This window comes from Vibrio nigripulchritudo (assembly GCF_027924785.1).
In the GTDB taxonomy this organism is placed as follows: domain Bacteria; phylum Pseudomonadota; class Gammaproteobacteria; order Enterobacterales; family Vibrionaceae; genus Vibrio; species Vibrio nigripulchritudo.
This window is the reverse complement of record NZ_AP027049.1, coordinates 1,911,844-1,937,129: the sequence shown is the minus strand read 5'-3', so window position 1 is coordinate 1,937,129 and position 25,286 is coordinate 1,911,844. Positions and strand designations below refer to the sequence as shown.

Sequence of the window (25,286 nt, the reverse complement as noted above, 5' to 3'; positions counted from 1 at the left end):
AAATCAGGTAGAACGCTTAAAATCATAAGGAAATGAAATGAGTATCACCGTATTTAATCAAGACCAACTGGTTTTGAAAGGGAAAGTCGCTCTGCTCAGCGGCGCAAACGGAGGAATTGGATTAGCGGTTTGCGCAACTTATCTCGCTAATGGCGCAAGCTGCATGGTTCTGGATCTGGCTGATTCTCCATCCGCAGAGCTAAGCGAGTTAATAAAGCAATACCCAGACTCGCTAAGTTACTGCCCAACCAATGTGACGGATTTGGATCAGATAGAGCAGGCAATTTCCAAAACAAAAGCGCAGTATGGTCATATTGATGTGCTGTTCAACAATGCTGCGATATTCGATATGGGACCGATTCTTGAATCAACATCTGAACAATTTGACCGCTTATATAATGTCAACGTGAAAGGGATGTTCTTCATGATGCAGGCAGTCGCAAAAGAAATGGTTGCAGCAGGTAAGGGCGGTAAGATCATCAATATGGCATCGCAAGCAGGAAGACGCGGTGAACCTTTAGTTGCTCACTACTGCGCAACCAAGGCAGCGGTTATCAGCTACACCCAGTCTGCTGGGTTGGCCCTGGCTGACAATGGCATTAATGTAAATAGTATCTCGCCGGGCGTCGTCGACACTCCAATGTGGGATCAGGTGGATGCATTGTTCGCTAAGTATGAAAACCGTCAGCCCGGCGAAAAGAAAAGGCTGGTTGGTGAAGAAGTACCGTTGGGACGAATGGGCTTGCCAGACGACATGGCGGGAATGGCGTTGTTTTTGGCGTCACCAATGTCAGACTACATTACCGCTCAGACATTTAATGTCGATGGCGGCAACGCGATGAACTAAGAGTAAAGGCATACTTTAACGCAGCATAAGGAAGGAAAATGGCGCACTACCTGGGAATTGATATTGGTACTTCATCGGTGAAAACGTTGCTTATGGATGAGAATGGAACCGTCGTTGGCACCGCTGGCGAATCCTATCCTGCATCCACTCCTAAACCACTATGGTCCGAACAGGAGCCCGATTTATGGTGGAATGCAACGCTTAACACTCTGAAGCAAATCAAACACGATTTCCCAGTGCCATTTTCCGATGTTCAGTGCATAGGGCTTTCTGGGCAAATGCACGGTGCGGTCATGCTCGATGAGTCGCTCAATCCAGTAAGACCCGCCATTCTCTGGAATGACGGACGTTCACATAAGCAAGCAGAAGATATGAATCGTGAGCTTCCTGAACTCGGGAACGTAGCGGGTGTTCCGGCGATGTCTGGATTTACCGCTCCTAAACTACGCTGGATGGCAGAGCATGAACCGGACGCGTTTAAGTCTATTCGACATATTCTCCTTCCTAAAGACTACGTCAGGCTAAAGCTGACTGGCGAGCTTGCGACAGACGTCAGTGATGCTGCAGGCACCTTGTGGCTTGATGAAGAAAGCCGTGAGTGGTCGGACAAAATGCTCGAACTTAGTGGGCTTCAACCAAGTCAGATGGTTACCTTAAAAGAAGGGACAGAAGAAACTGGTCAGCTTTTAGCAGAGATTGCGTCCGAACTTGGTTTATCCACTTCGGTCACCTTATGCGCTGGCGGGGGAGACGCAGCATGCGGAGCTATTGGTATTGGAGCCATAAATCAGGGAGACGCGTTCATATCTTTAGGGACATCTGCCCAGTATTTTGTGACCACCGAGACTTATAAACCTTACCCTCATGCGTTAGTCCACTCTTTTGCTCATGCTGTTCCTGAACGTTGGTTTCAAATGGCGTGCATGTTGAACGGTGCCAGCCCGTTAAAGTGGTTTGCGGATTTAACCAAGCAGGACATCGGTGAGCTGATTGCTGATCTCGAAGCCGATTACGATCCCACTCAACCAACGCTATTCCTCCCATATTTGATGGGGGAAAGGACACCTCATAACAATCCATTTGCGACCGCCAGTTTTCACCATATGACATGGGCAACAAAAGGGCACCATATGACTCAGGCAATATTGGAGGGTGTTGGTTTTTCACTGCTAGACTGTCAGAACGCCATTCAGGAAAGCGGCACTAAAGTTGAATTTCTGGGTGCCATTGGTGGCGGAACCAAAAGCCAGTTATGGCTTCAGATTATCGCCAACATTCTAGGCATAAAGATCCTTCGCTACGAAGGCGGAGAGAGCGGTCCGGCTTATGGAGCGGCGAGGCTGGCTAAGCTTTGCGATACCGGAGAACCTGTTTCATCCGTTTGTCACGCACCTAAAGTGCTTGAAGAGATTCTCCCCAACCCAAAATATCAAGCCATCTATCAAAAGAAATACCAAGAGTTTAAGACGCTATATTCAGAGTATGAGAAACAGCGTTCGAGTCGAGTAGGAGCTTCTTATGTCCACCTATGAAATTAAGCCGTATCATCGGGAAAGCCTGGGCGAAGAACCCGTTTGGGAGTTCATGGCGTTCGACAAAGAATCGGTGGCGTATACGGAACATGGCGTACCTCACCACCGAATTAAATGGCATGTGCATGAGCAATACGAACTCCATCTGATTGTGAAAACAACAGGTAAAGCCATGATAGGTAACCACGTTGGGCCATTTTCGCCGGGTCAACTTATTCTGGTGGGTCCTTGGCTTCCCCATAACTGGGTGAGCTATCTTGCAGAAGGGGAAACTCATAAGCTGCGAGACATGGTGGTGTTGTTTGAACCTGAACTGATACAGAGAGCGGCACAAATTTTTCCTGAATTATCCTTGTTTAAACGACTGATAGAACAGGCAAAAATGGGGGTAGAGTTTCTGGATGTGCCCATGGAAACCAGCATGGAATTCATGAAATCGGTCCGTAATACCCGGGGCGTTGAGAAGCTAACTAACTTCCTGAGATTTATGGATTTCCTAAACGAGCAGAAAACGAGAATTCTTTCCGCGCTTCCGCCCTCTGAGAAGAAAGATTCCGAAGTTATGCACAACAAAATTAACCTTGTGCTGGACTACGTTATGCTTAACCACGAAAAAACCATTCGTGTGAAAGATGTCGCCGATCTTATCGATATGACGGAATCTTATTTCTCACGCTTCTTCCACAAATCAACAGGACATCGATTCACCGATTTTGTAAACCGAATACGCATCCAGCGAGCCTGCATCAAACTGGTTGAATCAAAAGAAAGTATTGCCAACATTAGCCAGCAAGTCGGCTTCGCAAACCTCGCCAATTTCAGCCGCCAATTCAGAAGAATTAAAGGTCTGACCCCGCTCGCATACCGCAAGAAAAACTCGGTGGATGGTTAGTCTGTCTTACCTGTGAATAGGTAAGCTAGCCGAAGCCGAGTTTTCGTAATTTAAATGATGTGACAGTTCCTATCAACCACGTCATTTAAAAGGATCCTTGTCCTTTCGATTAGGCAATAGTTTAAGAACTGGAGTTGCCCATGCCCTTAATTTGCTCAAAAACTTCTTCAGCTTCAGCAGTTAATAGTGAGTAAGTTCGGATGTCTCCGCGCCTTTGAGCTTGCATCGCTTGTTCAAGAAGCAACGAGTGTCGTTCTTTGAGCTTTTTAGCCGAGTTGTTTTTAAAAAATGAAAACATATTTAGGTCCGTATCAAATTGGTTGTTTATATTACGGACGGCTATAGGCAATGGTTCAAACGAATCTAAAATCTAGGTTACTGTGGTTTTCAACAATTCCTCGTTAAAGGGAAGTATCGGTGCATGTTGAGGCATTCATGGAAAAGTTAGAATTCGTCGCAGCTACAATTCAGAGGATCTACTTATCGAATTTCTAGGCGACCACTACAAATAGCTTAAGATCTTATTAAGCCCTATAAAGAGACCATCGACTTACGTTATTAATATACCTATCTATATACGTAACCAACAGGGAAGGATCAGATAATGGAATGGTATTTAACTGTCTTACAAAAGTATGCGGTATTTGAGGGAAGGGCGAGACGGAAGGAGTATTGGATGTTCATTTTGTTCAACGCGATCTTCACGTCTATTTTGGGGCTAATTGACAAAATTTTAGGGATTGAGCTTCTGGGCATCATTTATGGGTTGGCGCTTATCGTTCCAGGAATTGCGGTAAACGTACGTCGATTACACGATATAGGTCGTACTGGATGGTGGGTTTTAATTGCGCTAGTACCATTCATCGGCTGGGTAGTACTCATTATTTTTGCTGCAACAGAGGGTGTTAAGGGAAGTAATGATTATGGTGCTGACCCAAAAGAATCAGACGAGAACTTCGCCCAAAAATTCTGACGGTTTTCAATCTGCCAAGTTACTTAAATCGAAGTCGGGTCCAAGACGTTTCTGCTATCTTAAGGATCTTCCTATTTCCCTCAGAACTCATCAATCATAGATAGCAAAAAAAGGTGAGACGAGAATTCAGCTTAATAACTACTATATTCTCTCATGTGGAGGTTTATGTATGAGCTGGCTTAAAAGATTGAATTTGGTTCTTGAATACATTGAGGAAAACCTTGATGGTGAAATTTCTATAGATGAGGCAGCAAAACTTGCATACTGCTCAAGATATCATTTTCACAGAGTATTCTACGCCTACTTCAATGTGACTTTTGCCGAGTACGTAAGACGGCGAAAATTTACTTTGGCTGCTGTGGATGTGGTAAGTGGTCAGGAAAAAATTATCGATATCGCCTCAAGATATGGATACGACTCCCCAAACGCCTTTACCCGAGCATTTCGCAGTGTGCATGGAGTAAATCCAAGCGACGCCCGGACATCTCAGGTAAAAATCGCGACATACAACCGAGCCTCTTTTCCTTCTGAAGCTATAGGTGCAGAAAAGATGGATTACAAAATAGTTGAAAGACCTTCCTTCAATGTTGTTGGGAAAAGCAAAAGTTTTAAGTTTGATGACTTCACTAAAAATGGTCAGAAGTTTTGGAAAGAATACGTCAAATCAAATGAGTATAAAGCGCTCTGTCAGTTGACTAATGGCAGACCGGGGACAATAACTGGTGCTCCGCTTCTCACCGTATATTTCCCTAGTGAAGCAGACAAACTCGATGAATTTTTGGATCTACTTGGTATAGAGTTTATTCCCGATAGCAACTCAGAAGAGTTCGAGGTTCATACCGTGCCCACTGCCACTTATGCGGAGTTTGAGTGCACTTATCGAAGTGCGATGAAAACAAACAGGTATATTTACGGTGAATGGTTTTCTGCTACGGGTTACGAAAGGGATGGAGATAAGCCCGATGTTGTCGCTTATTTTCCGATGCCCTACAGGCACTTCAGTGAAATGGGTGTTCGTTGGTGGGTGCCTGTTGTCAAAAAAGAGTAGGAACACTTTGTGGATGCGCTTTTTGAATAGATTTAAAGAGAAGGTTCTGCACCTTCTCTTTACATTAACCAAATATTAGCACTTAAAAAGTCTGATGAGAGAAGCGAGAATATTGCAGTGCATCCGCCACTTCCTGAGCTTTAGATTGTGAAGTCATCAAATTCAAAAGCTTTAGTGCTGCCTGATAACTCACAAGGCTGCCATTGGATGTGAGGACATTCCCATCGACGACATAGTTTGTGTCGCTCAATACCTTCACTTTAGGATAGTCACGTTGAAAATCTCTTTCACCACCAGCCCAGGTGGTTGCTTGTTTACCATTTAGCAAACCAGCTTCTGCCAACAGGTAAGCGCCCGAACAATTACTTGCCATCCATTCGGCTTTTTTTGACGTTGAAGCGATATAGTCGATCAGCACTTTGTTTTCGATCAGCGGATCCATGTCATAGCTCGATGTAACGATTAATGCATCAACCTCTGGTGATTGCCCAATCCACGCATCAACTCCAATTTTTAAGCCTTCCTCAGTGGTGATCATGGGTTTGTCACTGACAGAAATAGTGACCGCTTCATAGTCACTGAACCAAGTTAGTCGACTTGCAACGCCAAACACTTCAAGTGGTGCCGTAACGTCCGAGGTAAGCACACCATCATAGACCAAGATACCTATTTTCTTTTTTTCCGCTGATGCTGTAGGTACCAAGACAAACAATGCGAGAAAAACGGTGAACAGAGCAATGATACGACCCTTCAATTTGCCATCAAACATTTTGTCATCCTTTAATTTAGTAAATAGCTGTAACCATCTTAACGAGCGATTTTCATGATTGAAGTGCCGACATCCCTCATCTAAAGTGAATATAATTCATGAATGGGTACGGATATAGCATGGACAAAATACGCTCGTTGCGCTTTTTCGTTGCAACATTAGAGAGAGGGAGCTTCGCTGGTGCAGCGAAAAAATACGGCACCGATCCATCAACGGTGAGTAAAGCTCTGCATAGGTTGGAAGTTGAAATTGGTGTACAGTTGTTTCAACGGTCAACACGTCAACTCAGCCTGACATCGGCAGGTCACGAATATGCGCGTACAGCAAAGCTTGTGTTAGACGAACTTATCGCTTGTGAAGAAAAGTTACAGCATCTGAATAGTTCGCCGTCGGGTTCGCTAAAACTCAATTTGCCTATTTCTTATGGCCGCCGCTATATCCAGCCTTTACTTAAGCAGTTTTGCCAACAATACCCCAGCATAGATTTAGAAATTCATTACGACGATTCTTATGTCGATATGATAGAGCAGGGCATTGATGTCTCTATTCGTTCCGGCTCGGTGCAGGATCGCCAGTTAATTGCCAGGCAATTAAGCCCGATTGATTTCCTTATTTGTGCAAGCAAAGAGTATCTTGACCAGCACGGAACACCCAGTGGACCAGAGGATTTTCATCTGCATACCTGGATTCGATTTCGCTATAAACAAACGGGAAAGATACTTGGGCTAAAACTCTCTCCTGAAGATGAGGCTCAAACGCAAGCAATAGACAAAAACATCATCGTTAATGATGGAGAATCGATGGCAGAACTTTGTGCTCAAGGGCTTGGACTGACTCAGATTCCGCATTTCATAGCCCGAGACTGGCTCAACAGTGGTGAACTACTCCCGCTATTCCCTGGCATTCGGTCTGCGGACGAAGGGGTCTACATTCTCTATCATCGGCGAGAACTTCTTCCATTGCGGGTAAAGCTATTTGTGGATTTTGTGGTTGAGGCAATACAGGATCAAGGCGAAAGCCCACGTCACACTTGGGTTAGAGGTCTAAAAACTGTTCGACCTTAATGAGATATCATTTCTTTGCAGAAGAGTAACCTAAGTGTCGCGCTTTCGGTAACGCCAATGTAAAGCTATTTCACTTACTCTTCGATTCCAATTAGATTGGGTTAATCAATGGATGATCATCAGAACACTTTGGCTTAGCAGCCATAACACTGGCGAAACCAAAATGATTGTTGAATGGACAGTATTAAAAAATTGAGGAAATTCGGTTGCTAGAAGTAAAAACACTTGGCTTGTTCTTTGTCACAGCGATTGCAGAAATATTAGGATGTTATTTGCCATATTTATGGCTAAAAGAAGATAAGTCAGTTTGGCTTTTGGTACCTGCCGCTATATTCCTGGCTCTGTTTGCCTGGTTGTTATCTCTTCACCCGACTGCGGCGGGCAGGGTTTACGCGGCTTACGGTGGTGTCTATATTTTTGTTGCCATCGTGTGGCTGTGGCTAGTTGATGGGATCCGACCAACGCTTTGGGATATTGTTGGGGTGTCTGTCGCACTGTTAGGCATGGCAATTATCATGTTTGCTCCAAGAGCTGCGTGATAGTAAAAAGCCGCTTACTCTTTGCTAAACAAGTGTAAGCGGCTTCATTAACTTCTCAAGTAATTAACTGGACGTTGCTAAATTGCTGGACGATTCAGATTTAAAACGCTTCAGGAATATCGCTTTCAATGCCGTTAAATGAGGGAACTCTATCAGCATTCCGATCGTGATGGTCGCGTAAATCAGCGGTTGGTCAGGTATAGCTACCGTCGTTAAACCAAGCATCAGAGGGGCGTTTCTTGCTCCGGTGGTGAAGGTGAGCAAACAATGCTCTGGGTACTCTAGTTTTGCAAACTTCGCTGCCAGTTCTCCTAATGCAAATGTCACGATAAAGAAGACGAAAATCGCAAGAAGCAATAGAGGAACGATAGATAAGTGTGCCGCTAGCTGGTTGATGTTGGCAGCAAATATCTGACCAACCAAAAGCATCAACACCAACGGAATCAACGCATTACAGATAGGCAATAATTTATCGATAAAGCGATGCAGAACAAATCGCAAAACAGTGGCGGCGATCAAAGGTTTGATAAACCATTCAAGCAGAACCGTTAAGTCAATTTTGTATTCAATAACTGTATTGAACGCGAGTAGATAGACCGGGAACAAAACAAGCTGGCTCACCATATTGATTGGCAATAAAGTGGCTCCCAATTCTACGTTACCTTTAGCAAGGCGAGTAAAGCCCAAATACCAGTCGGTGCATGGCGCCATAAAGTAAATAACAAGACCTGTATAAAACAGCGCTTCACCAGACAAGAAAACCGACGCAATACCGAATCCAACTACGGGTATGATGATAAAGTTCATCACCCAAGCCAATCCGATAAAACGAACATTGGTTCCGCCTTTAAACACACCTTTCAGCGGTACTTCAAACAACAACAGAACCACTAACGCCATAATAGTCGGGTCGATATAGTTGCCTGCAGAACTGCCAAGGCTAGGGGAGGTAAGACCAATTATTGAACCCACCACAATGGCCAATATTAATAGGCTTGTTGAATGGGTGAATAAGCTGATCGTTTTAGTAACGTGCTTCTTAAACATAAAATCCTCACACTAATAATCAGCAGAAACACTGCTGAGTTTCACAACACGTAAAGTCATCCAATAACATTCCTGCCTGCTCGTAGTGATTTAAGACAGACGTGTCCAGCCCTAGCTCAGCACCAATAATGCTGCATGGTGTTGCGAATCGACCGCGGAATTTGTATATGAAGCAAAGCAAATTGTTTCCGTGAACCAGTTTGGGGCCAGACAAAAATAAGTTGCGATGCAGTGTAGATTCATCAAATTTATTGACGATAGGAAATCCGTCTTCTGCTATATCAAAGAGATCAGTTACCGGACCAAGGTGGGTATCGAAACCGGTGCAGTTGATGGGTTTTCCCTTACTTATAAGCGTGTCACCTGTGGTTGATATCAGTTCATACTGATCTTCTGAAGCTCGAACTTCCAATACTTTAAATCCCTGTTCAAGTTCGACTAAATCCATGTTTGCCATAGACGATAGACGCTCGGCTGTGTAAGGACTCAACACTCTACTTGGGTCATAGGTATCTTCTTGTTCGCTACCCGAATCAATCAAGGTGACCCGTTTTCCCTGGCTTGCCAGGTTAAATGCGGCATCCACACCACTTTCATATGTGCCAATCACCGCGTAATGTTCTTCTTTGCAATCAGCCCAAGAATCGATCTGACTGTTGTGTAAACAAAGTTCACTACCCTCAAAGGCATTCAACCGAGGGGCTGCATACTCTCCACCTGCCCATATCAAGTACTGGCATAGGATAGGTTCATCGGATTCTATCTTTACCAAATAGCGGTCTTCGCTATGAGGTGTCACTTCAACAACCTTAGTATTTTCCTTCACCGGTAAGTCGTAATGCTTCGCCACGCTACGCAGGTATTGGGCATAATCTGCACCACTTGGGTGCTCTTTGTTTAAACTGAATGCAGGGGAAGTGTCCGGTGTGATCGCGTTAAGGTCGGCCTGGTGATAGCCGTTACTGGGAAATGACGGGGTGATCATTCGCATTTCCTTTGGCCACGCTTCAAAGCTACTACCAATGGTATTAGCATCAATGACCAACATGTCTTCGTTTTCGATCTCCATTTGTTTAAGCAGAGCAGCGCAGCCTAAACCTGCTGGACCTGCTCCAATGATGACCACATTTATCTCTTTCAAACTACAATCTCATCCTTTGAATATTTGAGATGTTATAACATATCACAAACTAACAAAGATGATAGTAATTATCATTTGTGCGAATGAAATTTATCTTTTGTTCATGAGATTGAAAGTGGGAGATAACCTATTGATTGGTATGGGCAGCTTAACTATCTAAACTGAATTCAGATATTAGATCGATTGGATCTTCGTGCGAAGGAATTCGCAAAAACAGGAAAAGAGCACCACTTTTACGCTCTCAGTTTTCGACAGCAATAGGGTGTAGAAACACTTCGCTAAGTTCCGCGATTCTGACTTGGTTACTAGCTACCTATAGGCTGGAGAAATTATTGCCAGCTTTCCAGCTTAACGATTGTTGGGGTAGCGTTTTTCAGACCAGGAGTTGACGTGAACAATAAAAATACCCACTTCATGATTCCTCTGGGGAAAGTTGAATACCCAATATCTCTCACGCTCACATGATCAGGAAGCCATTGACTAAATGTTCGCCTTATCTGAGTACGATTCACCCCCCAAGGCATGGGAGGTGCTTTATAATCTGGTGTTTTTTGCCAGCCATCTTGTGAGATGGTTTTCTTGGAAAGCCACGCAGGGATGGTATCAAACAAAACAATCCAGTTATTGAAGTTCCGTTCTATTGCCTGAAGCAGAGACTTCACTTGTTCTTCGGTGAAGTACATAAATAGTCCCTGCGCAGAAATGAATACGGGCTTGTCCTTGGGAACATTTTCAAACCAAGTCAGATCCAAGGCAGAAAGAGCAATATGGAGATGACGCGAGTCGGGCTGAATAAACTGTTCTCTGTTTTCGATTGATTCAGGTAAATCAACACATAACCATAATGCTTTGTCGTTATCTATTCGAAACCGTTGTGTTTCAAGTCCTTCCCCGAGATTAACAATGGTGCCATCGGGATACTCATCTAGAAAAGCACTGATTTCACGGTCAAAATCCAGAGATCGAATCGCATGTGAAGGATCTGCCTTACCGAAGCTCTTTTCGTAGTCATAGTTGATACTCTGGTAGATCTGAATGGCTTTATCGTCCTGTATCACCGAATCTTCACGCATCGCTTCATTGGCACGGTTATGCAATGTCCAAAGCATGGTTTCTGGTACTTCTTTTAACTGAGAATCGACTTTCATTGGATGTCTCCTGATCAGCAATGTAGTGAGAAGCGATACTTCTCATATCGAAAAGTTGTGTGACTTATAAGGGAAAGACCATTGTTTCGATTTCTATATCAATTCCGATTGCGGTACAAGGTATATTACAAATGGCATCTTTTGATTGCAGAAGGTAAAAGTTAGACCTGTTACTCCATACTTTTTTGTTGAATTAATACCGATGATTCTATTCTAAAGCCGCTGCGATCCTTGGTTCGACAATCGAGTGGTTCAAACACAATTCAGTTGGTAAAAAGGGTGTCCTCCACACCTTTTTATAGCGTTAAATTAAAGGGACAAACAATGAAAATTCGGCACTGGAATTATCTGGCTTTCACTCTTGCGAGCAGTCAATTAGCATTCGTAAGTAACGCCTTCGCAGGTGGTAGCGTACCGGACTGCGATTACACAAAGCTGGTGGTAAACGCACCTTCAACCGTGAATCTTGTGGTTCAAGGTAAATCATCTGGTAGCGTTGAAGGAACAGACAAAGAACTTGGGTATCTCAGATACAAATGTTCAAGCGGAAAGCTCGTAATAGACACTAAAAACAACGTCCGAATCAGCAAAGGATATCAATTCAACCTAACCAATGGCTCCGTGAACGAAGTGATCCTAAATGGTGACCAAGAGGCAAACATCACAGAAGTGACGGCAAGTGAGTTCGACTTGTCGGTTTATGGTTCTGCCACATCGCAAGTATCTGGCAATGCAGAATACTTATCCGTCACTGCAGACGGCGACGTAGATGTCGATGCATCTGAACTGAAAGCTAAAAAGGTGAAAGTCAGGATCAATGGTTCAGGGCAAGTGAAGGTCCATGCTTCAGAGACACTAGACGCCCAAGCGAATGGCTCTGGTCGTATCGAGTATTCCGGAGTACCCAAACATCTGAAAGCTTCGTTTAACGGCAGTGGCTCCATCTCTTCAACTCAATAAAACAGACAGCTTTTTCACTGAATGATTACAACAAAAATAGAAACAGAGCGTTTGATATTAAGAGCGCTTAGCGAAAACGACGCACAAGACCTTTACAACATTTTTTTCGGATCACCAAGTTATGAAGTATTGGAATTGTGCGCCTTGGGATGGGTTAGATGTCGCGACTCAGTTCATCAAAACCAGCCGTGAATCGATGAATAACAACAAAGAACTCACTCTTGGAATATACCTCAAAGACAGCGGGAACCTGTTAGGTAAAATAATGCTGTTTAATTTAGAGCAAGAGTCCCGAAGAGCCGAGATTGGGTTTGGCATTAGCCGCAATTTTTGGGGAAAAGGCGTAGTGTTTGAAGCGGCGAGTGCACTCATTGAATACGCGTTTAACTCATTAGAATTGCGACGAATCGAAGCTGAAATTGATCCCCTGAATGTTGCATCAGGCAACGCTTTAGAACGCCTGGGTTTTGTGAAAGAAGGGCTTCTGAGGCAAAGATGGGAAATTGGCGGAGTCGTATCAGATTCCGTACTCTTCGGGCTTTTAGCAGGAGAACATCGGACTCAATCGGGTTGAGTTAACCAAAATAAGGAACCTATGTGAGCGAGCAATATAACACCCAGGTATCAGAACATTACGCAGCGTATCGACCACCTATTCATAGAAAAATTCTCCAAGATATTTTTCCAGAAAACCAACGCTTTTCTACCGGTCTGGATATAGGCTGCGGTACAGGTACATCAACAGAAGCACTCAGCCATTTTTGTGAGAGTGTTATAGGTCTTGAACCCAGTGAAGCAATGCTCGCTCAGGCGACACCTCATGAGAACATCAGCTTTTTACAAGGTGCAGCAGAAAGTATCCCGCTTGGTGAACAGTCTATTGATGTCGTTTCTTTTGCTGGCTCATTGTCATACGCAAAATCCTCAACACTGAATGCTGAACTGGCTCGGGTCTGTCGCCCAGACGCGTTGATTGTAGTTTATGATTTTGAAGTAAAACTGGAACCGTTTCTAAATAAGCTGGGCGCTGCAATTCCACCCAGATCCTCTAGCTATAACCACGCTGAGAACTTTGAAGGGGATACAAACCTTCATGAACTTAAAGTTTCGAAAGCAGAAATCACTCTTCCCGTAACATCAGAAGAGCTGGCACACGTGCTGTTTTCGTCTTCCAGGCGCTATTCGGCACTTGTCGAGCGGTTTGGTAAAGACAGCTCGTTTTCCAGGGTGGTAGAAGCACTAAACAAGCTAAGCCATAACCATCAAATTTCAATTGATACATACCATTCGACATACCGCCTTAAAGTATCGGAATCCTTCAGCATCTAGGGTCTGCTGACACTTCTTGTCAGCGGTGTGAATATATAGTTCTCCTAACATTGAGTAGGAGAAACTGAACCATGAAAATGAACTATTTTGTTGTTGGCACAAACGATCTGGACAGATCTACACAGTTTTATGATGCGCTGTTTGAGAAAACTGCATTTAGCCAGGTTTTATCCAACGAAAGAATGACTTACTGGCAAGATGAAGCAAGAGATTTTGCATTCGCAGTCGCGATCCCGTTTAACCAAGAACCCGCCACTAATGGAAACGGAACCATGGTTGGATTTAGTGTGGGTTCCGTTGATGAAGTCAAAAGGCTTTACAATAAGGCACTTGAACTAGGTGGTACCTGCGAGGGAGAGCCCAACCAGAGAGGTCTCCGATTCTCAGCATATGTCAGAGATCTCGATAAAAACAAATTGGTGTTTGCGGATTAAACTCATTCCTAAACGAGCAGCGGGATATTTTCTCCCGCTTTAATCCCAAATTTCCTTTTCTGCGAGCTTTCGCACTCTATGCCATCCATTTAGTGTTGACCCAACCTGTGAATTAAAAATAATAATTAACAAAGAGTTACAACCTAATAAATGATAATTTTTGGAGAATAAAGTGTTTCTACGTCAAGCATGGAAAGGTGACATCGCAGTTTGGCAATCCGTCGTATTCGTCAGTTTGGTAGGGTATCTTCTGACAACGCTAACCGCTCTGGCAATCGGAGCTGTGGCTATGCAATTTGAATTTTTCACCAGCTCTGAGTCCATTCTCAAGACGACACAATATGCGATCTCTTCAGTGTTGTTTATCGGGTTTGGTATTTTTGCCGTGAAATCCTTGTGGACCTCGGCGAATAATCCAAAAGGAAATATTGGTCACACCCTGGCAAGAGTGTGGGCAATTTGTATTGGTCTCTATGTATTTGCACTGATTATTCGATTGATATTTTTGGCTTAAAAATGAAAAAACTAGAAAGTGTTGCCTGGGTTCTTGCGCGTGACTCAAAAGTACTTTGCGTAAAAACCAAAGGAAAAGACAAATATTTTATTCCGGGTGGAAAACTGGAACCCGGGGAGTCCCATGAAGCTGGATTAATTCGAGAGATTAAAGAGGAACTCTGTGTTGATTTAGATCCAGCTACGATAAAACGAGCGTTTTCCGTCTGCGATGTAGCCTATGAATTTGAAGATACAACGCTTGAAATGCACTGTTATTACGCTGATTTTATGGGAGAAATTTCTACCAACTCAGAGATTGAGTCGATGGATTGGCTAGACCATTCTCAACTTGACCTTTGTGCGCCTGCCGCTCAAAAAGCAATTTTAAAAGTGCTCTGAAGAGTCACCCCATTAAAATGAAAATCCACAGTTTTTCGGCTCACCGGCTGTATGAGAAAGTTGGTTTTCAATCCGATATTGAAAAGGGTTTTGTCATAAAAGCGCCATAAATTTCTAAGGTACTACAGAGCATGATTCGAATTTGTCTTGGTGATAATGTAGTACTAAACCAACCGCAGAAAAGAAGAACATGGAAGCTGTTGACACGTTCACAATACAAACTCATCAAGGTCGATATGAGGATAGACCTCTAGAGTCACACCTTTATTTTCGTGGACAGCAACTAAGCTTCAAAGTCCCGGGGTATGTTATTGAAAAGCAGTACGACTGCGGTGCGTATTTTCTTCTCATATTAAGCTGGGACTGCATATTTGAAGAAGGTTGTGAAGTCGTCGTTATCAGTAAGCAGTTCGAAAAGGTCGGCGATTGCAATTTAACACCGTACTACAACAGCTATGTTTTAACTTCATTCAGTAAGCTAGCAACGGACAAGTATCAGCTGGTTTTTAACGACTCTGAATATTATGAGCTGACGGTACATTACCCTAAAAAGCGTTGGTATCGACGGGTAGCAAAACTCGCGAAATCCCAACGCCCAATTGACAAAGATGGAGCGGATCATGCTTGAAAGATACGGTTTTATTGTAAAAGCAGACAATTACAATCATTTGGAACACAAAGCAAAAATCGCTACGCAAGGCTTCTCAACGAATATTATCTGTGTAAGCAGCGATGAAGAAGCGGTGATCGTGGCAAAGGAAATGGTGGAGCAGGGCATTAAGGTCATAGAGCTGTGTGGCGGCTTTGGGAAAGAGAGCGCAGAATTGATCATCACTCAGGTCGATGCCCAAATACCCATTGGCTACGTAACATTTGATGAACCGGAACTTCAAAAACTTGAGCGGTTAATGGCAGAAGGGTAAAACCATGCGCCTATTCCGATGCTTCTAGGAGCATGCTACTCCTAGAAGCGAAACGGCGATTTCTCATCTAATGACTTCAATCGTTAAACCCTAATACCTAAATTGCCCAACAATCAGCTCCAATCTATCCGCAGCCTGACGGACTTCACTGCTGTTTTGTACCGAAACATTCACGGCGTCTTTGGTGTTATTTGCCAGATCGGCAATGTGTGTGATATTTCGATCAATGTCCGCAGACACCATAGCTTGCTCTTCAGAAGCGGTGGCAATTTGAGAGTTCATATCAAAGATGGCGCTGACTTCTTCCACAATCCTTTGAATTGCTTCTACTGCGTGTATTGTCTGCTGGTTGGTGTCTCCCGCTTTGGTCAAGCTTTGCTGCATCAGGTTCACCGTGCTTTGTACACCTGTAGAAAGCCCACTAATGGTTCGTTCAATCACCTTGGTCGAATCAGACGTACGTTTCGCAAGCTGGCGCACTTCATCAGCAACTACCGCGAAGCCACGGCCATTTTCTCCAGCCCGGGCAGCCTCAATCGCTGCATTTAATGCTAACAAGTTCGTCTGCTCGGTAATCTCACTGATCACCGAAACAACAGATTGGATTTCGGTGCTTTGTTCTTCCAATTGACGCACCAGATTTTGCGAGTTGGTAATGTTATCGGTGAGCCCTTGGATGCTGTCGCCCGCTATATGGCTGAGCCGCATACTTTCTTCCGCATCAACTTTTACTTTGTGCGCAGTGCTGGCAGCATTCTCAATGTTTGACGCGATTTCATTGGTGGTCATTAGCATTTGGTTGACCGCTGTAGCAATAGAAGAGGATTCCATCTGTTGCTGCTCGGCGTTATCCAGACTGGTGTTAGCGGCTTTTTGAGAGGATTCCGCCGCCTGAGCGAGCTGAACGGTTACAGCAGCCAACTCCAGCACGCTGCCCTGAAGTTTACCCACAAACTTGTCGAAGGACTGACTAAGTTGAGCCAGCTCATCTTTACCTTTGTCTTCCATTCTCACCGTAAGGTCGCCTTCACCCTCAGCAATATTGCGCATCATGTTTCGAACATTAATCAACCGACCAGAGATCTGAATGCTCAGTAAGATAAGTAAGGTTGAGATAAACAGACCGATTCCGATACCAAAACTTCTGAGTTTAACTTTTGCTTCTACCCGCAGTTCATTGACCAACTCACCAATCTGAGTTTGCATCCGATTCAGACTATCTTCAGTACCGTGAACATTTTTCCTGAGTTCACCACGCATCCCACTGTTATGATCTAACCCCAATGCTACACACGCTTTATAGAGTTCATCGAAAGCCCCTCTAAAGTCGTCAGAAGCCAGGCTAAGTGCATCGATCATCGCAGTTGAAAGAGGCTGTTCCTGAATCTTGGAGTGAAATCCCTGCCAGTTTTCCTGAAACTGTTGATATTGCTCGTGTCGCTGAGTCAGGAAAAATCGATTCTGGCTATCCACTAATCGTAAAAATTCATTAGAAAGGCTAGGGCGGTCAGCGGTAACCAGAAGGTTATTGAGTTTTTCTTCCTTAGAATTAAGCTCGCCGAGTAGTCCGGACTCTTCGTCTAACCCGATGTAGGACATTTGCGTAGCAAGTCGGTTAAATTGAAGAAGGTATTGTTCTAATGTCTGCTCAATATCAGCAAAATCCGTGTTGCTCTGGGTCGCGTACTGGGCGAGTAATTTGTCCAGATTACCGACTCTCGATTGCAGGGATTGGTAACTGGACTCAAATTTCTTGATGTATTTGGGATCTTTGCGCGCTAAGAAGTCTTTTTCATGACGCCGTAACAGAAGTAACTCTGTCTCACTTTGTGCGTTTTGCTCAGCAGCAAACTGCAGACTTTCCAGCTCTTGTATTATGGTGCTTTCATAAACCGCGTAAGTACCAATACAAACTAACAATGCACCAGTAACAGCAAGCAATTTCGCCTTAATCGTGTACTGAGAAAGGGCACCTGCGATTTTCATATTCAATGGCATAACCTAGCTCCTCCACCAATAACTTATCGCCGCCGCCTCGGAAAGACCCGATAGAGCAACGACCATTCTTGGTTTGGACTGACGTTAAACAAAACGATACTACTGAATTCGCTGAAGTATTGTTCTACTGAATGCCTTATGTTTCATTTATGTGTATTTTTTATGACAATCAGTATTATTAACAGATAGCATAGTATTAGAGGATTGCAAGAAGGTGCGCTTAACGCACCTTAGAAAGGAAGAGAGAGGAAAACTCAGTGATTGCCTTTTACATCAAACTTCATGTTTTCAGCACCAGTAAAGACCTGAAAACGCAAACCTTTAGCTCGGGCGATAGTGGTAATGCCAAATTGCCTTGCCAGATCTAACCCCATTTGCGTCACACCAGAACGGGAAAGCAAAACCGGTATCCCCATTTGTGCCACTTTGATGACCATTTCTGAGGTTAATCGACCTGTCGTGTAGAAAATTTTGTCGTCACCAGTTTCTTGTTTAAGCCACATTTCCCCCGCCAGTGTATCAACGGCATTGTGGCGACCAACATCTTCAACGAACGACAGTATTTCTTCTTTTCGGCAAATCGCACAGCCATGAACGCCACCCGCCTTTTTGTAGGTGTCATTGTGATGGGAGAGTGCCTCTAACGAAGCATAAATATCCGACTGCTTAGTCACAACCTGGGGCACCTGGTAGTTTTCCAGCTTTTTCATTACGTTGCCATACATAGTGCCCTGACCACAGCCCGAAGTGACGGTCTTCTTTTTTAGCGCTTTTTCTAAATGATCCGTATTTTCTTTAGTGATAACGGCAGCCGTGTTGGTTTCCCAGTCAATAATGACCGACTCAATGGCTGAAGGGTCTTCGATAAAACTCTGATTCTTTAAATAACCCAGTACCAAAGCATCGGGTCGCGACCCTAGCGTCATCAGAGTCACGATCTCCTTCCAGTTCAGCATCACGGTAATAGGTCGCTCACAAGCTATTTCTTTCACCATGCGCTCGCCATATTCGTCAAACACCTCAACTTCTTGGGTAGGAGAAGGTGAGTTTCCTGTTTTTATTATTTTGGGCTGATAAGACAAAGCAGCTTCCTTATTCTTGTGTGTTCTTCATTCAAACAGCAATTACCTTGCCAATTGGCGCAAGAATTGCTTTTAACCCTTAAGACTTTTAACCAACACAAAGATTGGAAGCAATATGTCACTAGATAAAAACGAAGACCTCTGGATGGTTGAATGTGTCCTTAATAGTAAGAATGTCGGCACAGGTCGATGGGTTACTCAACAGTGGGAATGGAAGAGTATCAACCTAAAACCGGAAAACCATTCCGAGTTGACTATGCCTTTAGAACTTCATCGGGATGAACGCACTGACTACCGCTTTAACCTGAACTCGGTGCAGCCCAAACTGTTCCTGGCTCTTGAAAACCTTGACCAGCTAAAACCTGTTGCGTTAACAGCGTCTCAGGCGGTGGCAGGCAGCTATATGGATGGTGACTATCTGGTTCTTTCCATTGATATGCCATTACCAGTTCAGGCGTGGATGGAAGCCTTTATTGGCAGACATGGTGAACTTCTGGAACAACGACGTAAGAAGCGCAGAGGGGCGGGCAGAGCAAGTGGCAACTGATTTCTTAAAGCGCTGGAGCGCACGAAAATTACAAGAAGATAAAGACTCTGAATCAGAGCAAATCCTTGATCTTGAAAAAGCCGATACTCAGAAAACGGCAGAGCAGGAAGCCTCACCACAAGCGCCAGATAAAGCAGAAATACCAGACGATATCGAAGAGCCTGAACAAAGCGAGACCGACGAGCCCAGCGTTGCCTCTCTTTTAAAAGAGGGCGCTGACGCCGCGATAAAAAAAGCAGCGTTAAGAAAGCTGTTCCTCAGCGGTGAATTCAGTGAAGTCGATGCACTAAACGATTACGACCACGACTACGCATCAGTAGGAAACCTGACAAAAGAGGTCTCCGAAAAACTCCGCGGATGGTTGAAAGAACAGCTTGAAGAGGAGGAGAATCCTCAGAGTATCGGACAACAAGATGAAGTCGTCCCAAACACTAATGACTGTGAAGATATTCAGCCGGAAGATTCTGCAGACAACATGCAAGAAAGCCATCCAACTGGACAAAATATACCACATGGAAAGTAGGTACATTTTGACTAAGGCTCAGAAAATTAACCTGCGACAAAATGTCACAACTGCTTAACATTGCGCACATATTCCCAAACTAGAAGCTATCAAAATATCAATTAGGAGCGGTTGGATCGCAAATTGCTTTATACCTCCGATATAGGACGAAGATACGTTCAAAAATGGAACATAAAGCAATGTTAAAACAGAAACTTCCTGAGCCAACAAGTGCAAACGGATTCGCAAGGAAAGCAGCGTTAACCAACACTGTGGAGCTGACCAATCTCATTCCCCCAACGGTCAGCTACCACAGTGGGGGTCATACATTAGTGATTGGTCCTTTTCCAATTCTTGCTGAAATTGAAACGCAGCTAAACCACCTAGACTCGCTCACTCTGCTTTGTATCGAGCAGGATGCAGAATCCGATCAATTAATCGATCCATCCCGACTGTATTTTGGTCACCAGCCACACGTTCATGGTTTTCTTGGAGCCTTTAAAGTCACCGTGAATCACGCTGGAAATACCGTCAATTTAGCTACTGCGGCGATTGGGCATGACTGCTTTGATGTCGTGCTGGACATGACCTTGCAGGGACTTATGACCGAAGAAGTCCCCGTTCCTGGTTATTTCCCGTGTGGACGAGGGTACCCGACCTTACCAGAAGCACTGGAGTCGATCCCCGACATGATGGGCACGTTTGATAAGCCAAAATATTTTCGGCTGGATACCGATAAGTGCGCACACAGCTCTCGCGGAGTAAAAGGATGCGATCGTTGTGTTGATGCCTGCCCAGCCGGAGCGTTAACCAGTGATGGTAATGAAGAAATTGGGCACAAAATTCAAATCAACCCATACCTTTGTCAGGGTATCGGAACCTGTGCTACGGCTTGCCCGACAGAAGCCATTCATTATGCCATTCCCGAACCTACTCAAACTCAGGCATTTGTTGAAAGACTGCTAAAAAACTACCGTGAAGCTAAGGGCGATAACCCAATTATACTATTCTGCAGCAGTCGCCATGAAACATACAACCTGATGGCACTTAATGCGCTACCGGACAATGTGATTCCGGTTGAACTGGAAGAATTGCCGTCTGTTGGCATCGATACCTGGTTTGCGGCGCTGACCAATGGTGCGGCTCAGGTGATGTTTGCAGCGAGTCGTAAAATGCCAGAAACCATTTTGCGTGTTTTAGGGCAGGAGATAGACACAGCACAGGCGCTGCTTTCGCAGTTAGGAATTGAGGGTGAACGAATTCAAGTTTTGTATCTCGAAGACCTAAAAGATTCTAGCCCCACTTTATTGAGTTCGTCTTTATGTACACCCATCGGTGAACTAAAGGGCACGAAGCGTGAAAGATTATTTAAATCGCTAGACCATCTTTCTTCCCTTCATATACCAGAAAAAATTCAAAGTTCAGTCCCCGCCAGCGCGCCTTTCGGCAACGTAAGTTGTGCCAGCAAGGACTGCACGCTGTGCATGGGGTGCGTAGCCGTCTGCCCGACAGGCGCACTCCACAATGACGGAGTTTCACCGGAGCTCAGGTTTGTAGAGCAAGACTGCATTCAGTGTGGCATGTGCGAAAAAGCCTGCCCGGAAAGTGCGTTATCGCTCCAACCGAGATTCAACTGGGATAAAGAAGAGCGGATACAAGCGAAAGTGATCCATCAAGAGAAAGCAGCGGAATGTTTACGATGCGGTAAACCTTTTGCGCCTCAGTCTATGATTACCATGCTACAGAATAAGTTACGTGGTCACTCTCATTTCAGCGATGAAATCGCCATCAACCGAATCGCGATGTGTGAAGACTGCCGTGTGGTCGACATGTTCAACGACTTTGCTGAACACCCAGAAAAACAGCTGAATGTGTAGGGGACATCTAATGACTATTTCAGAACAGTCTACAAAAAATGAGTCAATGAGAAGCGACATCTACGCACTGTTTGCGGCTTTGATGCGCTCCGCTCCTAAAGAAGACGTGCTCGACTGGCTTCAAGGCATTGAAATCAGTGAAGGTGCCGACAGCCGAATGTCTGATGCATGGACTCAACTCAGTCTGGCAGCCGCTATATACAGCCCACAAGACATTGCAGATGAATATCAACTCCTCTTCATCGGAATTGGCAGAGGAGAAGTGATGCCGTTCGCATCCTGGCACCTGACAGGGTCGCTCATGGAAAAGCCTCTGGCTCTAATTCGACAGGATTTAGAAAGACTGGGTTTTGAACGCAATGAACACACCAAAGAACCGGAAGATCATATCGCTGCATTGTGTGAAGTCATGTTGCTTCTGGAATCTGAAATCGAGCAAAACGTGTTCTTTAACCGCCATATACAACCTTGGTTTGAAAAACTCACCAAACAGATAAAACAAGCTGAGCATGCGCAATTTTACGCAGCCTTAGCAACTGTGATGAATCAGTTTTTGTTGATAGAGCAAACACGCTTCGCCCGTGTTCCTGTTCGAGAAACAAAGATGATCGCAACCGAACAATAAAACAGAGATGCAAAGCATCCATTTACGTAACTGGAGCAATGTATGAAAGACAAACAAGCCATCGATCCTCGACGCCGGAACCTGCTCAAAGGAATGACCACGGTCACGGTAGCGGGGACACTTGCCGCTGGCACTTCAAAAGTCGCTGCTGCTGAGGAAACACAACCAGAGGTGACCGAATCAACCACTGGATACAAAGAAACGCAACATATCCGTGATTATTACGACACCTTATAAGGAGCAATGGAATGAAACTTACCAAGCGTTCCGATAGCGTCAACAAGGAAGAATGCCAAATCGGACTTAGCCGCCGTTCTTTTATGAAGAACTCAACACTCGCCGCAGGGGGAGCCGCAGTAGGGGCTTCTATGTTTGCGCCGGGCATGATTCGTAAAGCAGAAGCAAAGAGTGTGTCGGCAAATACCCCCGTAGAAATTAAACGCACCATCTGTTCCCACTGTTCAGTGGGTTGCGGCATTTATGCCGAAGTGCAAAACGGAGTCTGGACGGGACAGGAACCTGCTTTCGACCACCCGTTTAATGCTGGCGGTCACTGTGCGAAAGGCGCGGCACTGCGTGAGCATGGTCACGGCGAACGCAGGCTGAAATACCCAATGAAGCTGGAAGGCGGAAAGTGGAAGCAGCTTAGCTGGAATCAAGCCATCGAAGAGATTGGCAACAAAACACTGGAAATTCGCAAAGAGTCTGGACCCGATTCGGTTTACTTCCTCGGCAGTGCCAAGCACAACAACGAACAAGCCTACATGTTCCGTAAGATGGCGTCGCTTTGGGGCACCAATAACGTCGATCACCAGGCTCGGATTTGTCACTCCACAACGGTAGCTGGTGTGGCAAACACCTGGGGCTACGGGGCAATGACCAATTCTTTTAACGACATGCACAACTGTAAGTCGATGTTGTTTATTGGTTCTAACCCTGCTGAAGCGCACCCTGTCGCTATGCAGCACATTCTGATCGCCAAAGAGAAGAACAACTGCAAAATCGTGGTCGCGGATCCTCGTCGTACCCGCACTGCAGCCAAAGCGGATCACTTTGTTTCTATCCGTCCGGGGTCTGATGTCGCCTTTATCTGGGGCATCCTGTGGCATGTGTTCAAAAACAATTGGGAAGACAAAGAATTCATCCGCCAACGTGTATTCGGTATGGATGAAATCAAAGAAGAAGTCGCTCGCTGGACGCCTGCTGAAGTAGAACGCGTTGCAGGCGTGAATGAAGCCGAAGTATACAAAACCGCTAAGCTGCTCTCTGAAAACCGCCCGGGTTGTGTTGTCTGGTGTATGGGCGGTACCCAGCACACCACAGGTAATAACAACACCCGTGCTTACTGTGTTCTGGAACTGGCGCTTGGCAACATTGGTAAGAGTGGTGGCGGTGCCAACATCTTCCGCGGGCACGACAATGTACAGGGCGCGACCGATTTGGGCGTGCTTTCTCACACACTTCCAGGTTATTACGGTCTGTCTGACGGCGCTTGGAAACACTGGTCTAAAGTCTGGGACGTCGATTTCGAGTGGGTTCAGAATCGCTTCGACCAGAACAAATACCGTGACAAGAAGCCAATGAACAACATGGGTATTCCTGTATCTCGCTGGATCGACGGTGTTTTAGAAAACAAAGACAACATCGAGCAAAAAGACAACATCCGAGCCATGTTCTATTGGGGGCACGCGGTGAACTCTCAGTCTCGTGGCGTCGAGATGAAAAAAGCGATGGAAAAACTGGATATGATGGTCATCGTCGATCCGTATCCGACTGTTGCGGCTGTCATGAATGATCGCAAAGACGGTATCTATCTGCTTCCTGCGACCACTCAGTTCGAGACTTATGGCAGTGTTACGGCTTCTAACCGCTCACTTCAATGGCGTGACAAAGTGGTAGAGCCGCTATTTGAATCCAAACCCGACCACGAGATCATGTATCTGCTGTCGAAGAAACTGGGATTCTCCGATCAGTTGTTTAAAAACGTGAAAGTCGAAAACAACCAGCCTCTGATTGAAGACATCACACGCGAATTCAACCGTGGTATGTGGACGATTGGTTATACGGGTCAAAGCCCTGAACGTTTGAAAGAACACCAGCAGAACTGGCATACCTTCCACAAAACCTCACTGGAAGCAGAAGGCGGACCCGCACACGGCGAAACCTACGGTCTACCTTGGCCTTGCTGGGGCACGCCGGAAATGAAACACCCAGGTACGCACATCCTCTACAATACATCCAAGCCAGTTGCAGAAGGGGGTGGTAACTTCCGTGCACGTTTTGGTGTCGAATTCGAAGGAAAGAACCTGCTTGCGGTGGACAGCTATTCGAAAGGCTGTGAGCTGGAAGATGGCTATCCAGAGTTCAACGACAAACTGCTTAAAGCACTGGGTTGGTGGAACGACTTGACGGAAGCCGAGAAAACCGCCGCAGAGGGTAAAAACTGGAAAACCGATTTGTCGGGTGGCATTCAGCGCGTCGCCATTAAACACGGATGTATCCCGTTTGGTAACGCCAAAGCACGAGCTGTGGTCTGGACGTTCCCAGATCGAGTGCCACTGCACCGTGAACCTCTGTACACCCCAAGACGCGATCTGGTTGCCGACTACCCAACATGGGACGACAGAGAGTACATCTATCGTCTACCTACCTTATACAAATCCATTCAGGATCAGGATAAGTCGGGCGAGTACCCCATCATCCTTACCTCTGGTCGACTGGTGGAATACGAAGGCGGGGGCGAAGAAACACGTTCCAACCCGTGGCTGGCTGAGCTTCAACAGGAAATGTTTGTAGAAGTGAACCCGAAAGACGCCAACGATCTTGGCTTTAGGGATGGCGACATGGTCTGGGTTGAGGGTGCCGAGAAAGGGCGTATTCACGTGAAAGCCATGGTGACAAGACGCGTGAAACCGGGAATGGCGTTTGTTCCTTTCCACTTTGGCGGAAAGTTCCAGGGTAAAGATCTTCAAGATAAATACCCAGAAGGGACAGACCCGTATGTCCTTGGTGAAGCGGCAAACACCGCCACCACTTATGGTTATGACCCAGTGACCCAGATGCAAGAGACCAAAGTAACTCTCTGCAACATTCGTAAAGCGTAAGGAGTCATAAA

27 protein-coding genes and 1 pseudogene are annotated in these 25,286 nt (G+C 45.2%); 21 read left to right on the top strand and 7 right to left on the bottom strand.

Going from position 1 to position 25,286, the window contains the following annotated elements; all coding sequences use genetic code 11:
- Positions 1 to 37 precede the first annotated feature (37 nt).
- From QMG91_RS08885 to QMG91_RS08875, 3 genes are read left to right on the top strand one after another with little or no spacing between them, the layout of a single operon-like run.
- Entirely contained in the window at positions 38 to 847 is an 810-nt protein-coding gene (locus QMG91_RS08885; RefSeq protein ID WP_022595191.1) for an L-iditol 2-dehydrogenase, read from the top strand.
- Between the two features lie 38 nt (positions 848 to 885).
- Complete coding sequence (gene xylB, locus QMG91_RS08880; RefSeq protein ID WP_281830385.1) at positions 886 to 2,379, top strand: xylulokinase; 1,494 nt, start codon at positions 886 to 888, stop codon at positions 2,377 to 2,379.
- The gene (locus QMG91_RS08875; RefSeq protein WP_281830384.1) at positions 2,366 to 3,271 is read left to right on the top strand and encodes an AraC family transcriptional regulator; all 906 of its coding nucleotides are present in this window, start codon (positions 2,366 to 2,368) and stop codon (positions 3,269 to 3,271) included. Before xylB ends, QMG91_RS08875 begins: the two co-directional genes overlap by 14 nt.
- Before the next feature lie 121 nt (positions 3,272 to 3,392).
- Here the strand turns inward: QMG91_RS08875 and QMG91_RS08870 are convergent, their stop codons facing one another.
- A complete protein-coding gene (locus tag QMG91_RS08870; protein WP_281830383.1) occupies positions 3,393 to 3,569 on the bottom strand; it encodes a DUF6435 family protein in 177 nt (58 codons plus the stop codon).
- A gap of 306 nt (positions 3,570 to 3,875) precedes the next feature.
- Here QMG91_RS08870 and QMG91_RS08865 point away from each other — a divergent pair, with 306 nt between their 5' ends.
- The gene (locus QMG91_RS08865; protein ID WP_281830382.1) at positions 3,876 to 4,244 is read left to right on the top strand and encodes a DUF805 domain-containing protein; all 369 of its coding nucleotides are present in this window, start codon (positions 3,876 to 3,878) and stop codon (positions 4,242 to 4,244) included.
- A gap of 169 nt (positions 4,245 to 4,413) precedes the next feature.
- Complete coding sequence (locus tag QMG91_RS08860; protein WP_281830381.1) at positions 4,414 to 5,292, top strand: AraC family transcriptional regulator; 879 nt, start codon at positions 4,414 to 4,416, stop codon at positions 5,290 to 5,292.
- Positions 5,293 to 5,374: 82 nt separating this feature from the next.
- Here the strand turns inward: QMG91_RS08860 and QMG91_RS08855 are convergent, their stop codons facing one another.
- Entirely contained in the window at positions 5,375 to 6,061 is a 687-nt protein-coding gene (locus QMG91_RS08855) for a DJ-1/PfpI family protein (protein ID WP_022604174.1), read from the bottom strand.
- A 119-nt stretch (positions 6,062 to 6,180) separates the two neighbouring features.
- On the opposite strand from QMG91_RS08855, the gene QMG91_RS08850 reads away from it, so the two are divergent.
- Entirely contained in the window at positions 6,181 to 7,125 is a 945-nt protein-coding gene (locus QMG91_RS08850) for a LysR family transcriptional regulator (protein ID WP_281830379.1), read from the top strand.
- A gap of 206 nt (positions 7,126 to 7,331) precedes the next feature.
- Positions 7,332 to 7,664, top strand: coding sequence for a YnfA family protein (locus tag QMG91_RS08845; RefSeq protein ID WP_022550693.1), 333 nt, complete (start codon positions 7,332 to 7,334; stop codon positions 7,662 to 7,664).
- A gap of 63 nt (positions 7,665 to 7,727) precedes the next feature.
- On the opposite strand, the gene QMG91_RS08840 is transcribed toward QMG91_RS08845, so the two are convergent.
- The 3 genes from QMG91_RS08840 to QMG91_RS08830 all read right to left on the bottom strand — a co-directional run bounded on the left by QMG91_RS08840 (position 7,728) and on the right by QMG91_RS08830 (position 11,000).
- Entirely contained in the window at positions 7,728 to 8,711 is a 984-nt protein-coding gene (locus tag QMG91_RS08840; protein WP_022590854.1) for an arsenic resistance protein, read from the bottom strand.
- A gap of 19 nt (positions 8,712 to 8,730) precedes the next feature.
- Positions 8,731 to 9,852, bottom strand: a complete 1,122-nt coding sequence (locus QMG91_RS08835) for an NAD(P)/FAD-dependent oxidoreductase (protein WP_281830376.1) — start codon at positions 9,850 to 9,852, stop codon at positions 8,731 to 8,733.
- Between the two features lie 329 nt (positions 9,853 to 10,181).
- Positions 10,182 to 11,000: a class I SAM-dependent methyltransferase gene (locus QMG91_RS08830; RefSeq protein WP_281830374.1), complete on the bottom strand. Its 819-nt coding sequence runs from the start codon at positions 10,998 to 11,000 to the stop codon at positions 10,182 to 10,184.
- 324 nt (positions 11,001 to 11,324) lie between these two features.
- Between QMG91_RS08830 and QMG91_RS08825 the strand changes: the two genes are divergently transcribed.
- The 8 genes and pseudogenes from QMG91_RS08825 to QMG91_RS08790 all read left to right on the top strand — a co-directional run bounded on the left by QMG91_RS08825 (position 11,325) and on the right by QMG91_RS08790 (position 15,540).
- On the top strand, positions 11,325 to 11,960 hold the full coding sequence (locus QMG91_RS08825; protein WP_281830372.1) for a GIN domain-containing protein: 636 nt from the start codon (positions 11,325 to 11,327) through the stop codon (positions 11,958 to 11,960).
- Positions 11,961 to 11,981: 21 nt separating this feature from the next.
- Positions 11,982 to 12,534, top strand: a pseudogene (locus QMG91_RS08820) (GNAT family N-acetyltransferase).
- A 23-nt stretch (positions 12,535 to 12,557) separates the two neighbouring features.
- A complete protein-coding gene (locus QMG91_RS08815; RefSeq protein WP_281830370.1) occupies positions 12,558 to 13,289 on the top strand; it encodes a class I SAM-dependent methyltransferase in 732 nt (243 codons plus the stop codon).
- Between the two features lie 71 nt (positions 13,290 to 13,360).
- On the top strand, positions 13,361 to 13,723 hold the full coding sequence (locus QMG91_RS08810) for a VOC family protein (RefSeq protein WP_281830368.1): 363 nt from the start codon (positions 13,361 to 13,363) through the stop codon (positions 13,721 to 13,723).
- A gap of 172 nt (positions 13,724 to 13,895) precedes the next feature.
- Complete coding sequence (locus QMG91_RS08805; protein WP_281830366.1) at positions 13,896 to 14,237, top strand: hypothetical protein; 342 nt, start codon at positions 13,896 to 13,898, stop codon at positions 14,235 to 14,237.
- A 2-nt stretch (positions 14,238 to 14,239) separates the two neighbouring features.
- Positions 14,240 to 14,617, top strand: a complete 378-nt coding sequence (locus tag QMG91_RS08800; protein WP_281830364.1) for an NUDIX hydrolase — start codon at positions 14,240 to 14,242, stop codon at positions 14,615 to 14,617.
- Between the two features lie 190 nt (positions 14,618 to 14,807).
- Positions 14,808 to 15,245 carry a hypothetical protein gene (locus QMG91_RS08795; RefSeq protein WP_281830362.1) on the top strand — a complete coding sequence of 146 codons (438 nt, stop codon included), beginning with the start codon at positions 14,808 to 14,810 and terminating at the stop codon, positions 15,243 to 15,245.
- Complete coding sequence (locus tag QMG91_RS08790) at positions 15,238 to 15,540, top strand: DUF6506 family protein (RefSeq protein ID WP_281830360.1); 303 nt, start codon at positions 15,238 to 15,240, stop codon at positions 15,538 to 15,540. The genes QMG91_RS08795 and QMG91_RS08790 overlap by 8 nt, the downstream gene beginning before the upstream one ends.
- Before the next feature lie 90 nt (positions 15,541 to 15,630).
- Here the strand turns inward: QMG91_RS08790 and QMG91_RS08785 are convergent, their stop codons facing one another.
- Positions 15,631 to 17,538: a methyl-accepting chemotaxis protein gene (locus QMG91_RS08785; protein ID WP_281830358.1), complete on the bottom strand. Its 1,908-nt coding sequence runs from the start codon at positions 17,536 to 17,538 to the stop codon at positions 15,631 to 15,633.
- Between the two features lie 254 nt (positions 17,539 to 17,792).
- Positions 17,793 to 18,620: a formate dehydrogenase accessory sulfurtransferase FdhD gene (locus QMG91_RS08780; protein WP_281830356.1), complete on the bottom strand. Its 828-nt coding sequence runs from the start codon at positions 18,618 to 18,620 to the stop codon at positions 17,793 to 17,795.
- A 115-nt stretch (positions 18,621 to 18,735) separates the two neighbouring features.
- Here QMG91_RS08780 and QMG91_RS08775 point away from each other — a divergent pair, with 115 nt between their 5' ends.
- The 6 genes from QMG91_RS08775 (at position 18,736) to QMG91_RS08750 (ending at position 25,275) form a co-directional block, all read left to right on the top strand.
- Positions 18,736 to 19,167, top strand: coding sequence for a DUF3305 domain-containing protein (locus tag QMG91_RS08775; RefSeq protein ID WP_281830355.1), 432 nt, complete (start codon positions 18,736 to 18,738; stop codon positions 19,165 to 19,167).
- A complete protein-coding gene (locus QMG91_RS08770) occupies positions 19,103 to 19,690 on the top strand; it encodes a DUF3306 domain-containing protein (RefSeq protein WP_281830458.1) in 588 nt (195 codons plus the stop codon). The genes QMG91_RS08775 and QMG91_RS08770 overlap by 65 nt, the downstream gene beginning before the upstream one ends.
- A 179-nt stretch (positions 19,691 to 19,869) precedes the next feature.
- Positions 19,870 to 21,546 (top strand): 4Fe-4S dicluster domain-containing protein, encoded by a 1,677-nt coding sequence (locus QMG91_RS08765; protein WP_281830354.1) that lies wholly within the window; start codon positions 19,870 to 19,872, stop codon positions 21,544 to 21,546.
- Between the two features lie 10 nt (positions 21,547 to 21,556).
- The gene (locus tag QMG91_RS08760) at positions 21,557 to 22,171 is read left to right on the top strand and encodes a TorD/DmsD family molecular chaperone (RefSeq protein ID WP_281830353.1); all 615 of its coding nucleotides are present in this window, start codon (positions 21,557 to 21,559) and stop codon (positions 22,169 to 22,171) included.
- 42 nt (positions 22,172 to 22,213) lie between these two features.
- A complete protein-coding gene (locus QMG91_RS08755; protein WP_281830351.1) occupies positions 22,214 to 22,408 on the top strand; it encodes a transcriptional initiation protein Tat in 195 nt (64 codons plus the stop codon).
- An 11-nt stretch (positions 22,409 to 22,419) separates the two neighbouring features.
- The gene (locus QMG91_RS08750; protein ID WP_281830349.1) at positions 22,420 to 25,275 is read left to right on the top strand and encodes a formate dehydrogenase subunit alpha; all 2,856 of its coding nucleotides are present in this window, start codon (positions 22,420 to 22,422) and stop codon (positions 25,273 to 25,275) included.
- The last annotated feature ends 11 nt before the right edge of the window (positions 25,276 to 25,286 follow it).

What these genes read in the sequence shown, in the direction of transcription:
- QMG91_RS08885 (WP_022595191.1), top strand. Translation starts at nt 38, where the DNA reads ATGAGTATCACCGTATTTAATCAAGACCAACTGGTTTTGAAAGGGAAA.
- xylB (WP_281830385.1), top strand. Translation starts at nt 886, where the DNA reads ATGGCGCACTACCTGGGAATTGATATTGGTACTTCATCGGTGAAAACG.
- QMG91_RS08875 (WP_281830384.1), top strand. Translation starts at nt 2,366, where the DNA reads ATGTCCACCTATGAAATTAAGCCGTATCATCGGGAAAGCCTGGGCGAA.
- QMG91_RS08870 (WP_281830383.1), bottom strand. Translation starts at nt 3,569, where the DNA reads ATGTTTTCATTTTTTAAAAACAACTCGGCTAAAAAGCTCAAAGAACGA.
- QMG91_RS08865 (WP_281830382.1), top strand. Translation starts at nt 3,876, where the DNA reads ATGGAATGGTATTTAACTGTCTTACAAAAGTATGCGGTATTTGAGGGA.
- QMG91_RS08860 (WP_281830381.1), top strand. Translation starts at nt 4,414, where the DNA reads ATGAGCTGGCTTAAAAGATTGAATTTGGTTCTTGAATACATTGAGGAA.
- QMG91_RS08855 (WP_022604174.1), bottom strand. Translation starts at nt 6,061, where the DNA reads ATGTTTGATGGCAAATTGAAGGGTCGTATCATTGCTCTGTTCACCGTT.
- QMG91_RS08850 (WP_281830379.1), top strand. Translation starts at nt 6,181, where the DNA reads ATGGACAAAATACGCTCGTTGCGCTTTTTCGTTGCAACATTAGAGAGA.
- QMG91_RS08840 (WP_022590854.1), bottom strand. Translation starts at nt 8,711, where the DNA reads ATGTTTAAGAAGCACGTTACTAAAACGATCAGCTTATTCACCCATTCA.
- QMG91_RS08830 (WP_281830374.1), bottom strand. Translation starts at nt 11,000, where the DNA reads ATGAAAGTCGATTCTCAGTTAAAAGAAGTACCAGAAACCATGCTTTGG.
- QMG91_RS08825 (WP_281830372.1), top strand. Translation starts at nt 11,325, where the DNA reads ATGAAAATTCGGCACTGGAATTATCTGGCTTTCACTCTTGCGAGCAGT.
- QMG91_RS08810 (WP_281830368.1), top strand. Translation starts at nt 13,361, where the DNA reads ATGAAAATGAACTATTTTGTTGTTGGCACAAACGATCTGGACAGATCT.
- QMG91_RS08800 (WP_281830364.1), top strand. Translation starts at nt 14,240, where the DNA reads ATGAAAAAACTAGAAAGTGTTGCCTGGGTTCTTGCGCGTGACTCAAAA.
- QMG91_RS08795 (WP_281830362.1), top strand. Translation starts at nt 14,808, where the DNA reads ATGGAAGCTGTTGACACGTTCACAATACAAACTCATCAAGGTCGATAT.
- QMG91_RS08790 (WP_281830360.1), top strand. Translation starts at nt 15,238, where the DNA reads ATGCTTGAAAGATACGGTTTTATTGTAAAAGCAGACAATTACAATCAT.
- QMG91_RS08785 (WP_281830358.1), bottom strand. Translation starts at nt 17,538, where the DNA reads ATGCCATTGAATATGAAAATCGCAGGTGCCCTTTCTCAGTACACGATT.
- QMG91_RS08775 (WP_281830355.1), top strand. Translation starts at nt 18,736, where the DNA reads ATGTCACTAGATAAAAACGAAGACCTCTGGATGGTTGAATGTGTCCTT.
- QMG91_RS08770 (WP_281830458.1), top strand. Translation starts at nt 19,103, where the DNA reads ATGGTGAACTTCTGGAACAACGACGTAAGAAGCGCAGAGGGGCGGGCA.
- QMG91_RS08765 (WP_281830354.1), top strand. Translation starts at nt 19,870, where the DNA reads ATGTTAAAACAGAAACTTCCTGAGCCAACAAGTGCAAACGGATTCGCA.
- QMG91_RS08760 (WP_281830353.1), top strand. Translation starts at nt 21,557, where the DNA reads ATGACTATTTCAGAACAGTCTACAAAAAATGAGTCAATGAGAAGCGAC.
- QMG91_RS08755 (WP_281830351.1), top strand. Translation starts at nt 22,214, where the DNA reads ATGAAAGACAAACAAGCCATCGATCCTCGACGCCGGAACCTGCTCAAA.
- QMG91_RS08750 (WP_281830349.1), top strand. Translation starts at nt 22,420, where the DNA reads ATGAAACTTACCAAGCGTTCCGATAGCGTCAACAAGGAAGAATGCCAA.